Raw genomic sequence first — 13,837 nt, 5'->3', positions numbered from 1 at the left:
TTGGCTTACATCGAAACGCACAAGTCGAGGATATGTCTATCTGCATGTAACTTATCTTTCCCACATGGAGCAGGGTAGAATTTAGCACCTTGAACAATACAGGTTGCTAAGGCTTCACTGGGTCTAGTCCCTCGGCCTTTCTCTATAAGCGTTGCTAATATCGTTTTAAAAAACCAAACAACAAAAATATTTTTCGAAAATCTATAAATTACATCGATAAAGCTGTCTTGCTCCCGGCTTTATCGATGTAATTTATCCCAAAGTTGATAGTGAGTTACGCAAATTCTTCAAATAAAATGTAATTAATAGCAACCCCGTCACGCTATACTTCTCCTTTTGTCCATACTTAAATCCAGCTAGCAAATATTTATAGGCGACCATTGCATTTTCCTCATTGTAAAACAGCTCCTTCCACGAGACAGGAACATCTTTCCATTCCTTTAATACAATTCCATTTTGGGCATAGGTAATCGGCGACTCAACTCCGTCTATCTTGTAATCATTATGAACGCCAGAATTAGAAATGTGCTGAAAATAGGCAATCGAATAATCTAAAAAATTCAATGCACGGCTCTTTATCTCTTGGTCATTCTCAGCTCTTGTTGGAATATTACGCCAAAGATTGATTCCGCTATCAAATTTACTGGGCTGCTCCCGAATGGGTGTCTTGTCCAATTCGAAATTGATGTACAGTCGCTCGGTATTTGGCAAATGAGCGGAATTAAACGCAGAGAAATCACCTTTCAACTGCACAAAATCCTTTTTCATCCGGATAATATCCAAGGATAGTTTTCCCTTTGTAGCATCTATAAGCTCAAGCTTACTCCCGTTAAATGCATATTTACCATACAACAGGATATCGTCTATGGCGAGGACAAAATGTTCTTTATCCTGAAGGGAAAGAAAGGAACGATAATAAAGCGGATGATCACAACGGGCATCAGGCTCAACATTTGGCGGATTATCGGCTTTAGCCTTTAAATAAACCTCATTGGTATAACCGCAGATAACCTGGTAATTTCCGTCAGGGAACTCCTTATCCCTTCCCAGAAAAACGCAGGAGGACAAAAATAGCGTTAAAATAAGGATCAATAATGGTCTCAAAACGATCATTTAATATGGTCAATATATTGATTATTTAGTACCAATATACTCAAAATCCCCCAAAGTAAGATATACCAGATCATTTCAACAAGTGAATTCCGCCAATAAAATCAAATACTTTTGTGACCTTAACCCAATGAAACAAAAGCAGTTTCAAAACTTCGCTTACGAATTTGAACCTGCTTTGTTAATATTTACGCGAATCAAGCAATACGCTTAAATCCCGATCTGGACAACGGATTTAAGCTAAGATCGCCTCTCTTATTCTTTATAGAGATCAACTAGCCCTTCAGGCAATGTAACTTCAATAATCTCTTCTTCGCCATCTATTCCTAAGATTAAATCATCGGATAGCGGAAACATCAATTCTTTACCATTCATATCAACTGTAGCGACGAATTGCTGTGGAAATTCCTGTACATCCGTAATTTCTCCCAGTTCACCATGAGTTTCGTCGATCACCAAAAAGCCAATTAAATCCGTATATCTAAAATCATCTGGATCACGTTCTGGCATTTTATCATTGGGCAGATAAACCTTTTTGCGGACAAGTGCCTGTGCCTTATCGATGTGATCGACATCTTCAAATGTCACGTAGGCCGTACTATTTTTCTGCAGTTTTATAGCATCGATAAAATAGGGCACAAGCTTTTTGTTGACCTCCAGGAAAACGACATCCATATGCAGGCTTTCGTAGTCTTCAAATTCGAAAAACAATTGTATTTCGCCTTTAAGACCTCTCGTTTTGCTGATGTAGCCTATATAAAAACTTTGATCGACAGTCATTTGGTAGTATTGCGTTTTGAGATATTAGTATTGAGATGCTATTTTGATCAGCTTCGCTATATATTGAGCATCTGTTTAATTTTCATTTTTTTGAATGAAGATATAATGGTATGGCCCGCTCACTATTTTGGACCAGCGCAATCAGCATCACATCTTAACCCATAAACAAGTTTATTAAAAAAAGCCGGCTCAAGATTGAGTCGGCTTTCTCGAATACTTTATGAAAGAATTAACCTTCAGTTTCTTCTGATGCAGGAGCTTCAGTCTCTTCAGCAGCAGGTTCTTCTGCTACAGGAGCATTTTTAGCAGCTACAGCAGCAGCTTTTTCTTCTTTTTTCTTCGCCTCAGCAGCTAAAGCAGCTTTTTTAGCATCAGCTTTAGATTGCGCTAAACCATCTTTTTTACCAGAGATTCTAGCTTCGTTAGCTTCAGTCCAAGCAGTGAATTTAGCTTCAGCAGCAGTTTCATCAAAAGCACCTTTTTTCACACCACCTTGTAAGTGTTTTTTGTAAAGAACACCTTTGTAAGAAAGGATAGCACGAGCTGTGTCAGTAGGTTGAGCACCTTTATTCATCCAATCCAAAGCTTTTTCAAAATCCAAAACGATAGTTGCAGGATTTGTGTTTGGGTTGTAAGAACCAATACGTTCGATGAATTTACCATCACGTGGAGCGCGAGAATCCGCTACGACTACGTGGTAAAAAGGACGTCCTTTTTTACCATGTCTTTGCAATCTGATTTTAGTTGCCATTTCTTAATTTTATTTTATGTATTCAACATATCCCCCGAGCTTCATACTAGAGGGGATGCAAAGATAGTTATTTTTTTCTATTCATAGACATAATTTAATAAAACTTCGCTGAAAATGACATCCTTAACATCCTGAATATCTCCTTTTACAACATAACTCATTGCACTAGCTTTGCCGTCAACACCCAAGGTAATTCTTACAGCTGTTTTCTTTGTCCAATCCGGCTGCATTTCTTGATTGGTCTTTCCCTGAACCGAGGTAGAGAAAAAAGCATTTTCCAAATTCTTGGACACAACCTGATTAATATCAATCGGATTAAAACCCATTTGTTTGTAAATAGGATAAAGAGGATTTATTGTAGTGGAATATTGAAAAAAGGAGAATAACGTGAATTCAAGTCTAGGGTCTCCGGAAATATTGAAAAGCGGCGATAAATATAGAAAGCTTTTTAGCTTTTGGATATTATCGACATTATAGGCAAAAGTCAACTCCTGCTCATCTCCAATTTGCTCATAGAATTTCTCCAGTTTCCGATAGACAATTTTGGAGGGTACAGGCATGTTCGAAGTATAAGAATAGCTTGTTAATAATTTATCTTTAATAAGTGATTCGGCGCCGCCGGTGCTTATTCCATCTTTAATCGGCGAGTTCTTATTGTACAAACTGTCAACAAATACACTCTTCAGACGATTCTGTTCATCCCAATGATAGCTTAAACGCACGATCTTCTTCCGTTCAATTCCGTCCGTTTTATCCTGGAGCGCAATACGCGAATAATCGACTCGCCCATTTGCCCCATAATGGAACTGTTGCTCATTCACTTTTGTTACCCGACCTTGGGCATCATATTGAAACTCATAGCTACTTTGACTTATATCTGAATTAAATTGCGTCGCACTTTTAAATAAGACAAGTCGAGTATTATCCTTTTCAGATCCATCTTTTTTACAGGAATAATTAAAGGCACAGGATAACAGAAGGGCGCCCACTATATATTTCATAAAACAATAATTTGGTCGATAAATTAGAAGCAAATTAAGAATATTTTCTCAGTTAAAATAATCTTCGGCATTTTTGCCAATTCACATTTTACTTTCTACCTTCATTCCATGAAATCTGTTGCGCCATTAAAAATACTTAAAGCTTCGGCCGGTTCCGGAAAAACCTTCAGCCTGACCCTGCATTATCTCACTTTACTGTTATCCAATGAAAATAGCTACAAAGAGATACTTGCTGTGACATTTACCAATAAGGCCACCGCAGAAATGAAAGAGCGTATACTCACTGTACTCCATGGCCTGGCTATCGGAGACTCCGGTCCTAAAATCGAAGATTTTAGAAAATTATTACTACAGCAGCACCCCGATTGGACACCCTATCTAATCCAGGAGAAATCTCATCGCGTCTACCGCCAGATCTTACACGACTATAGCCATTTTACAATAAGTACAATAGATGGTTTTTCCCAAAAAGTCATCCGTGCATTCACTTATGAGCTTAATCTCGATGCGGCCTATAAGATCGAGATGAATATCAATAAGGTCAAAAATGAGTTGACAGTCATGCTCAATCAGCTACTTGATGAACGTCCTGACCTACTCGATTGGATCATCGCCTATGCGGAGAAAAAAATAGCCAAAAATGAGAACTGGAACTATCGACAACAATTGATGGGGCTGGCCAACCTCATTTTCTCTGAAAATTTCCAGGAATTTGACAGCTATATTAATTCAGCCAATCCGAGAGAAATTTTCAATCTCCTGAACCAGGAAATCGAACAAAAAATAAATTCCTTCACAGAAGCACTTTCGCTGACCATTGAAGCTTTCAGTGAAACCTTCAAAAGATTCAACATCAGTGAAAATGAACTCAAGGGAAAATCACGCAACAAGATTATTTCGGCGAGCAAGACCAGTAAAAAGACAGACAAGTTAAGTTCTTCCGAAATTGCCAAGATATTGGACAAATACGTACAGCTAATAGACAACGAAGATGCATTTACAGCTAGTGACAAAAATATACGCCATGATCTTCTGTCAGCACTTGCTCCCATCTTAATATCTTTTCAGACACTACAGGAGAATCTACCGGCTTATATTGCCTACCAAGCAGTACAGAACAATCTCTATTACTTGTGCTTGCTCAAAGAAATGAGCGATCTGCTCACCCAGTGGCGCAAAGAAAACGGCGCACAGTTAATCTCAGATTCACAGATCCTGTTAAATAAACTCGGGATCGATGAGAACAGCGATCCGACATTTATCTGGGAAAAAATAGGCAATCGCTTCAATTATTTTTTATTTGACGAATTTCAGGACACCTCACGTATCCAATGGAAAAACTATAGCCCACTACTGATCAATGCACTTGCAGATGCAAATGGTACCCTGAGTGAACATCTGATTGTTGGCGATGTCAAACAGAGTATATACCGTTGGCGGAACGGAGATTGGCGTATATTGCTCCATCAGGTCGAACAACAAATTGGTCATGCATTTCACCTCGATGAAAGCGCCAAAACCACTTTTATTGAAAACGGAAGCCTTGACACCAATTTTCGGAGTCTTCCAAATATCATCCAGCTAAACAATTATCTTTTTAGCAGTATTCCTCAACATTTGCAAGAGGTCCTTAATAAAAAGGTCGATGAAAACTTAGACGAAGATGGGAAACGTTGGTGGGCTGCCTCAGGCAACGATAGCATGCTTATCAAAGCCTACGAAAACAGTCAGCAGGAAATCCCCGCACACAAAAAGGGGAGCCTCGACAAGTTGGGCTCCATTGAAATAGCATACATCCCTGTGTCAGATGGTCGCTATAGAAGAAATCAGGTCGTTGAGGAATCACTTCTGTTTTTATGTAAAAAAATAGAAGAATGGTTTATTACTGGGCGATATCATGCCAAACAAATTGGTATCCTTGTCCGCAGTAATGCGCAGGCCAAATTGGTCATCCAAAAATTGATGGATTTCAAAAAAGAGCAAAATCTTACCTTTGAGGTCATCTCCGGTGACGCGCTGGTGCTGGCCGGCAACGATGCCGTGCTTTTGCTGATAGAAACATTAAAAGCACTCGTCTACAATTCGGACAAACACAGCATACACAAAGCAAAAATGGTCTATCTCTATCAGACCATACAGAAAAATACAGTCAGTCAAAATGCTTGGCTAGCATTTGCTTCAAATGACATCCGCGCGCTGAAAGATTTTCTTCCCCAGCCCCTGATCGACTCTTGGGAAACCTGGCAAAAACAGCCATTGGTTCACCTCATAGAAAAACTGATCGAAATCTACGGCTTCACAACCGAGCAAAACATCCATCTGCCTTATCTGCTGGCATTCAAAGATATGATTTCGGGTTTCTCTTCCAACGGCGAGCGTGGCATTATTCAATTCCTGGAATTTTGGGAAGAGGATGGTAATCGCGCAGTACTACCATCCAATGGAGAAATCAATGCGATTGAGGTAACGACAATCCATAAATCAAAAGGACTTGCCTATGATGTTGTCATGCTTCCGTTCTGTTCCTGGGATCTGGACGGAATGATCAATGGGGATTTTTGGATAGATACCCATGAAACGCCGTTTGCCCAATTGGGAAAAATTCCCATAAAATATACAGCAACAGTTGGAAAATCTGTGTTTTTCAAACAGTATTTTGAGGAAATGCTATTCAATTATATGGACGCGCTCAATACCTTCTATGTAGCGACAACACGTGCTATTGAACATCTCTATATTACAGCTCCTTTATTTAAAGAGTCCGTTGATAAGAAGACGGGGGAAATTACGGGCTATGATATCAAGGATGAGTATATAAGTGATATACTTTATCAAGTATTAGATTCAGCTTCCGCTCCATTTACATTGGAAGGTACCTCGGTTAAGATCGACCAGACCATCAAACAAAAAGATCATCAAATCCAACGGAACAACATCATTTCACTCAGCCACTACCCTATTTCCAAAGAACTGGAAATGGCCTTAGAAAAGTCCAGTAAACGTACGATCAATGACATTATGATGCTGGAGAAAGCAGCGCAGTATGGGATATTGGCCCACGAGATCATGTCCCAGATTTCTCGAGAAAAAGATATCTCCAGATTAGTATGGCAGCTAATTCAAGAAGGTATACTCGCAAAAGAGGACGAACCCTTTCTGATGCAGGAAATCAACCAGATCTGGCACCACCCCACCATCAATCAGTGGCTCACCGGGAAATATAAAATCTGGAATGAAGCCAGTATCATTACTGCCAAAGGGGAAACCATTCGTCCCGACAAAGTCTTCACCTCCGAAGAAGAAACAATTGTACTGGATTTTAAGTTTACGCAAACCGACTACATCGGACATAAATATCAGGTCGACAATTACAAAAAAAACTTAGAGAACCTAGGCTATAATAATGTTAGGGCCTACCTCTATTATGCCAAGTCAAATCAATTAATTGAAGTAAAATAAACAATCGCGATGCAGACAGCCTTTTTAAAATTAGTAGCAGCAGATATTCAACAACGTTTTGGAAACGATTTGAGTGAGATTGCCATCGTGTTTAACAATAAACGTCCGATTACGTACCTCAAAAAACATCTTGCCGACGTCTATGGACAGGCCATCTGGTCCCCTCAATTTTTCACCATACAAGAATTCTTTAAATTATCAACCAACGATACCGACGCGAATGCCTTAGCACAATTCTTTCAGCTCTTTAAAATCCATAATGACCTTTTGGCCGCAGAGGGAAAACAACCAGAGACTTTAGAAGAATTCTATCCTATTGCGGAGATTATATTGAGTGACTTTGGACAACTGGATTATGATCTGGTTCCGATCGACCAGATCTACATGGAACTTTATGACAACACCAAAATTGACATTGCTTTTCAACATCTTACGCCAGAGCAGCAGGGGTTCATCCGTCAGTTCTGGCAATCATTTTCCATAGCGGGGCATAGCGGTGTACAAGAACGCTTTTTACAATTATGGAAAAGACTTCCGGTATTATACACTAGATTCAAAGAAAAGCTTAAAACAGAAGGCCAAACCAATTATCCTACGATCTATCGTGATCTGGTTGAGGGCAGAGCCACAAATCAGGACTTTACATCATCTTTTCAGCAGATCCTATTCGTTGGTTTCAATGCATTAAATAAAGCAGAGGCTAAGTTATTCCGAAAATGGCAAGAAGAAGGAAAAGCTCTGTTCTACTTCGATGCAGATGCCTACTATCTGGAGGACAATATGCAAGAAGCTGGCCTATTTATTCGTCGAAATATCTTTCAGACCGGACTTGTCAATGCACTTGGCGACAGTCTGAATATTATCGGTAACAGAACCTCAACAGTAAACCTATATGCGAGTACAGGAAAAATAAGTCAGGCAAAATTGCTTTATGATATCCTCGAAAAGCAAAATAGTACAGATAAGACTTCGGCCATCTTATTGGCCGATGAGAACCTGTTAGTTCCTTTGCTCCAAAGCCTACCCGATGTTAATCCCAATATTACGACCGGATATCCCCTAACCCAATCGCCTATCTATGGGCTATTGGACTTATGGATGGAAGTGCATCTAGAAATATCACAGTTAAAAAAACGCAAGATTTCCTATCAGACCATTGAGACCTTTATCAATCATCCCCTGACACAAGTCTCTTTGGAAGATAAATTGCAAATTCAGAAAGAAATTGCGGATAGGCAATTATTTGAAATCGCCTTGGAAGAGCTACATTTCAAAAGTTCCTTACCCCAATTTTTCGTTCCGATTGAACATGCTCCCCAATTGATCCCTTCGCTCATCAACATCGTTGAAGACTTGCTACACAGTATATCATCATATGAACGCATCCGTCAGATTGACAATAACCTGCTGATAGAAACCAAAAAGACACTCAACCAGCTGCTATTGGGATTTGATACCGTTGCACCTTTGAGCATCAGCTTCCAGATCGGCTTGATTAAAAAGGCCATATCACCTATAAACTCCGCGATAGAGGGAAATCCGCTAGAAGGCATACAGATTATGGGGCTTTTGGAAAGCCGATGTTTAAATTTTGACAACGTGTACATCCTGGGGGCCAACGAAGGTATCCTGCCCAAAATATCCAATTCCCCAACGTTTATTCCCAATAGCCTGCGAAGAGCTTATGGACTTCCGATATTGGAAAATCAAGATGCATTGTCAGCCTATTTATTTTACAGACACTTTCAATATAGCGAGGGAATCCATATTTTTTATAACGGATTGGTAGACGAAAGCTCAACAGGAGAGGAAAGCCGATTTATCAAACAGTTGGAATTTGAAAGCAAGTTTAATTTTGAACGAAAAGTTCAGCAACAGACGATCCAGTTCGCCGATAAAACGGCAGAGATTGTCATCGAAAAGAAGGGCGAAGTCTGGACAAAGATGTATCAAGACTTTATTGTCGATCAGAAGCGAATATCTGCGACCGCATTAACAACTTATTTGCAATCGCCATTGCAGTTTTTCCTCAAGCATATTGCGAATATCAAAGAACCGCCTTCTATTTCACAGGAGTTTGAGATGAACAAATTGGGAACTGTCATCCATAATGTCATGGAGAAAATATTCTTGCCCTTCAAGAGCCAGAAAGACTTTACGCCGACCCAAATCCTGCAGCAACAGCTCAATCACATCGAATCTTTTGTTATTCGGGAAATAGGCATACAATATCAGTTGGAATTAAAATCTATAGATGGTTTAAACAGTTTACAGCGCATCATGCTAAAGATTGCCTGTGAATATGTCAAGATGTACCTTGAATACGATATAGCCAACTACAAAGCTTTTCGGATTATAGAACTGGAAAACGACACCGACTACACCCTTCCATTCACTATTGAAGTCAATGGCAAAGAGGAACAGGTTACTTTATACGGTATCATTGACCGTGTTGACGAAGTCATCACACATGACGATCGGATCATCAGCCGGATTGTCGATTACAAAACAGGAGGTGATTCCGTTATTTTTAAAGAAATGGATCAGGTTTTTGCCCCCAATACGGCAAATAAAGCATTGATACAAACGCTTTTCTATGCTTATGTATTTGAACAAAAAACAGGACGAAAGCAACTGGAGCCACACCTGTATGTCGCCCGAAAAATGCGTGAAGAAGGAACTTTATTCAATGGAAAAGAAGGCATATTGACCGCGGATTTTTTGGCATTCCAAAAAGATAATTTTGTCAAATTTCTAAGAGACATACTCCAAGAAATTTTCAATCCCGAAATTTCATTTAGACATAATCCGGATACTGTTATCTATCCCAGCGACCCCTACACCTTGTTTTATAGAGAAGCCAGTAAATGGACGGAAAATGAAGAGTCAGTATAGGAAATGCCTTCCCCTTGTTAGCTCAAGCGCTTAAAAAAATAAGGGGACATTCATGAATGTCCCCTTATTTTTAGCGTTTATTTTTTTTTATCGCATTATTGGCTCGCCGTTTGGCGGTATTTATTTTATAATGAAACCAATGATCTTTAAAGATCTTACGCATGGTATTATCAAAATGTCTGGTGATAAAAAGGTTACGTGCTCCTTTTAGTTTCTCACTGATCGAATTTGCCAATGCCCTTACTGAAATAGAATAACCTTCTGTCTCATATTGTATGTAGTGCCACCAGCCTGCAGGCATATAGAGCGTTTCTCCCGGGTGGATCACCGCCTCATACCCCTCCAAATATTCTATCCCCGGAAATTCCTCCACATTGCTATACTTTGGATTAGCAATACTATGGAAGTTATAGGGTAGCTTATACATCAGATCAGATTGATCATTTGGAAAAAGCCAAATACGTTTAAGTCCCTGAAACTGTGATATGAACACATGGGACATATCGATATCAAAATGATTCCGTGTACTTGAACCTTCACCTCCGAAAAACATAAAGGGTAGCCACTGCAATACTTTTCCACCTGTTACATCATTATAGATAACATCCTGCTTTAGTTCGGGACGTATCTTGAGCAGATTGAACAGAAACAATCGTAACTCGGTAGGTTCTTTAGTAATAAGATCCAAATATTCCGCAAATGTCATTTGCCCCACAGGAGCACTGGCAGCACGATCCATCGAATCTTCTTCTTTTCCATAGACATCAATCTTAATATCACCGGCTATTTCCTTAAAGTAATCATAACTCCATTTCTTCCATGCAGGACTATCAGCACTAATAAAATCTTTTATAACCACCGGAAACCCAGGTTTCAGATATTTTTTTAAAAAGTCCTCTGATCGAATGCCCGAAATTTTATCAACTTGCTTTAACTTCACGACTGACTAATTTTGCTTAATTACAAACATAAAAAAAATATTTCTACCAAATTTTAAAAATAACGCATACACTTTATTTTTAATCGGAACAAATAACCCAAATACAATTTAATGGAAATATATTTAAAATCTCAATGACATCTGTCACTTTTAATACATTTCTCCCTTACAACAATCCGACTCTTTATTTATTAAAAAATCATTTTAACAAATCGGCGGTATCACCTATCAGTTCTTCCAATTATCCACAAACTATATGTACCTATCATACGTTCGTCACCTTTCCTTATCAACGGTGTGAAAACGAAACGAATATTTTTATTGTGATCACACTATGCGGACAAATGCAATTCAAGTATCATTTACCTTGCAGATTCCCTATTCAACAAAAAAAGGGTTTTGAAAAACCCCTTTATATTATTGACCTAAGATAGGTATTATTTATTCACTTTTTTGATATATTCTTCTACGGCCATTGTCATGCTAGGTGCCTTTGGTGTAGGTGCAGGAATATCCAATATCAATCCATGCTCCAAAAGGGCCTGTTGTGTTGAAGCTCCAAACGCAGCTATACGCGTATTGTTTTGCTTAAAGTCCGGAAAGTTATCATATAACGACTGAACACTGGAAGGACTAAAGAATACGATTACATCATAAAATACATCTTTAAGATCACTCAAGTCACTTACTACTGTTCTAAACAGAACTGCAGGTGTAAATCTATAGCCGTTCTGCTGCAACCAGTTGCTTGTTTCTTCATTGGCAACATCTGAACAAGGGAACAGAAAATTTTCTGCTTTATGCTTTTTCAGCACTTCTTCTAAATCTTTAGCTGTCTGTTTACCGAAGAATATTTTGCGTTTCCTATACTGAATATATTTTTGAAGATAGAGGGCGATTGTTTCCGAAATACAGAAATATTTCATTTCTGCAGACACTTCAAATCGCATCTCCTCACATATCCTAAAATAATGATCTACAGCATTTCTGCTTGTAAATATTACCGCAGTATAATCTGCTAAATTAACTTTATCCCTACGCACATCTTTGGCGGGAACTCCTTCTACGTGTATAAAACCTCGAAAGTCTAATTTTAACCCGTATTTCTTTGCTAAATCATAATAAGGGGACTTATCGTTTTCAGGCTTTGGTAAAGTCACCAGTACACTTTTTACCTTCTTTGCTCTTTCTACGTCTGAAGTTTGCATATTAACCAGTTTTAGCTCAATAATCTTAACAGTATTAATATTGGTGCTATTTCTAGGCAACAAAGGTACAAAATTAAATAGGAAATTGAAAATTTATACATCGACATAATATGAGCCGCTGTTTTGAGAAATCTATATAGGAACAGCAAGATGGCTCCAATAATCGCCAGATGCAAGACTATGCCAACGGAGGATAAAGGGACAAGACTCAATATCAATAACACCGGAAGCATCAGGAAAAGTGTATTAAAATAAATCAGATATAATACGGTCACATATTCTTTGACAAGTTTTCTGATTTCAAAAACAAAAGACAAGAATCGGATAAATCCAATTTTAAAAGCAAACAGGCCGCCCACCATACAAACGGTCTTCATATAATTGGGAAAGGTAATAAAATCGAAGCGATTCAGTTCGTAAGCATAAAATAGACTGACAAACAAAGCTATCGCTCCCGAGAATAATACAAAAAGGAAAATAAACGGCCATGAAGTCAGGATCGTATCCTCTTTACTAACGGACAACAATACCCTGTCATCAAAATAACCCTGAAATACCAATTTTATATCGGAAGGAAAAAATACACGGATTAACCCAACGCCAAATATCAAAAAGAGCGCAGTAAATAATATCCAGTTATCCCGATGCGGCTTAGGTGTTCCATATTGCCGTTCCAGGGCATTACCGCTTTTCTCTCCTTTAAAATATTGTTTTACATTATAGTCATACATATTGTGAATAACCAGCCCTTCTGCCTCCACCGTAACAATCCGATATTGTTTTTGAAGTGCCGGATTCAAAGATGCCAGCATCTCCTGGTTTGACGACGCCACTGAATCTCTTAGCATCAGTGTACTATCAGGCAGAGAAACACTTTCTCGAACAGCCTGTCGCGATATCCGTCGCTGCGCACTCAACTGTACAGCCGAAAACACAAAGAGGATTACAAATACAATATAATATCTAAAGACGTTAACTTTCATTAAAATAAATTGTTCCTTATCGGCCATTCAGAAATCATGGACCGCTTAGATTCGAAACTCTTTTATGGTCGTAAAGTTAGGATAAAAAGTTATATTGCATTCAAAAAATCTTTATAGAACATGCCAAAAGAAATAATACGCTGTCAATGGTGCGGATCTGACGAACAATATGTGGCCTATCACGATAAAGAATGGGGGCGACAGGTAAAAGATGATAAAACCCTTTTCGAATTTTTGGTGCTCGAATCAGCACAGGCCGGTTTGAGCTGGATTACGATCCTCCGTCGGAGATCGGCTTATCAAGAAGCCTTTGCTAATTTTGATGTCAATAAAGTCGCCGATTTTACGGCAGCTCATGTCGAGGCACTCTTAAAAGACTCTGGTATTATTAAACATCGAAATAAAATTGAGTCGACCATTACCAACGCGCAACTGTTCGAAAAAATCCAGATTGAATATGGTAGTTTTTACAATTATCTATACACATTTTTACCCGAACAGCAACCCCTAGTCAATCACTGGCCTAGTCTACAACAGGTGCCGGCGACGACTGTGATTTCCGATAAAATAGCAAAAGACATGAAAAAAAGAGGTTTCAAGTTTTTTGGCTCCACCATTTGCTATGCTTATATGCAGGCGGTAGGCATGGTCAATGACCATATTGAAAGCTGTTCGTTCAAATATTAAACTGCATTATAGATCAAGGAAAA

General features: G+C 38.8%; 10 protein-coding genes and 1 riboswitch. Of the genes, 3 read left to right on the top strand and 7 right to left on the bottom strand.

The window, feature by feature from the left end; genetic code table 11:
* Positions 1 to 48: 48 nt before the first annotated feature.
* A riboswitch (SAM riboswitch) is annotated at positions 49 to 151 on the bottom strand.
* 101 nt (positions 152 to 252) lie between these two features.
* The 4 genes from B4G94_RS21435 to B4G94_RS21420 all read right to left on the bottom strand — a co-directional run bounded on the left by B4G94_RS21435 (position 253) and on the right by B4G94_RS21420 (position 3,642).
* Positions 253 to 1,104 carry a hypothetical protein gene (locus B4G94_RS21435; protein WP_286861829.1) on the bottom strand — a complete coding sequence of 284 codons (852 nt, stop codon included), beginning with the start codon at positions 1,102 to 1,104 and terminating at the stop codon, positions 253 to 255.
* Between the two features lie 261 nt (positions 1,105 to 1,365).
* Positions 1,366 to 1,890, bottom strand: a complete 525-nt coding sequence (rimM, locus tag B4G94_RS21430) for a ribosome maturation factor RimM (protein ID WP_286861827.1) — start codon at positions 1,888 to 1,890, stop codon at positions 1,366 to 1,368.
* 229 nt (positions 1,891 to 2,119) lie between these two features.
* Complete coding sequence (locus B4G94_RS21425) at positions 2,120 to 2,641, bottom strand: 30S ribosomal protein S16 (protein WP_108634790.1); 522 nt, start codon at positions 2,639 to 2,641, stop codon at positions 2,120 to 2,122.
* 77 nt (positions 2,642 to 2,718) lie between these two features.
* Positions 2,719 to 3,642: a hypothetical protein gene (locus tag B4G94_RS21420; RefSeq protein ID WP_286861825.1), complete on the bottom strand. Its 924-nt coding sequence runs from the start codon at positions 3,640 to 3,642 to the stop codon at positions 2,719 to 2,721.
* Positions 3,643 to 3,750: 108 nt separating this feature from the next.
* On the opposite strand from B4G94_RS21420, the gene B4G94_RS21415 reads away from it, so the two are divergent.
* Positions 3,751 to 7,101, top strand: coding sequence for a UvrD-helicase domain-containing protein (locus B4G94_RS21415; protein WP_286861824.1), 3,351 nt, complete (start codon positions 3,751 to 3,753; stop codon positions 7,099 to 7,101).
* A 9-nt stretch (positions 7,102 to 7,110) separates the two neighbouring features.
* A complete protein-coding gene (locus B4G94_RS21410) occupies positions 7,111 to 9,996 on the top strand; it encodes a PD-(D/E)XK nuclease family protein (RefSeq protein WP_286861822.1) in 2,886 nt (961 codons plus the stop codon).
* Positions 9,997 to 10,066: 70 nt separating this feature from the next.
* On the opposite strand, the gene B4G94_RS21405 is transcribed toward B4G94_RS21410, so the two are convergent.
* The 3 genes from B4G94_RS21405 to B4G94_RS21395 form a co-directional block, all read right to left on the bottom strand.
* Positions 10,067 to 10,936 carry a cupin-like domain-containing protein gene (locus B4G94_RS21405; protein ID WP_108634787.1) on the bottom strand — a complete coding sequence of 290 codons (870 nt, stop codon included), beginning with the start codon at positions 10,934 to 10,936 and terminating at the stop codon, positions 10,067 to 10,069.
* Positions 10,937 to 11,373: 437 nt separating this feature from the next.
* Entirely contained in the window at positions 11,374 to 12,144 is a 771-nt protein-coding gene (locus B4G94_RS21400) for a uroporphyrinogen-III synthase (protein WP_181390574.1), read from the bottom strand.
* 11 nt (positions 12,145 to 12,155) lie between these two features.
* Positions 12,156 to 13,127: a DUF4271 domain-containing protein gene (locus B4G94_RS21395; RefSeq protein ID WP_286861819.1), complete on the bottom strand. Its 972-nt coding sequence runs from the start codon at positions 13,125 to 13,127 to the stop codon at positions 12,156 to 12,158.
* Between the two features lie 120 nt (positions 13,128 to 13,247).
* On the opposite strand from B4G94_RS21395, the gene B4G94_RS21390 reads away from it, so the two are divergent.
* Positions 13,248 to 13,814, top strand: coding sequence for a DNA-3-methyladenine glycosylase I (locus B4G94_RS21390; protein WP_165309274.1), 567 nt, complete (start codon positions 13,248 to 13,250; stop codon positions 13,812 to 13,814).
* Positions 13,815 to 13,837: the final 23 nt, after the last annotated feature.

The organism is Sphingobacterium sp. UBA7625, from assembly GCF_002484085.1.
Classification (GTDB): Bacteria; Bacteroidota; Bacteroidia; order Sphingobacteriales; family Sphingobacteriaceae; genus Sphingobacterium; species Sphingobacterium athyrii.
This window is presented reverse-complemented; position numbering and strand designations above follow the sequence as displayed.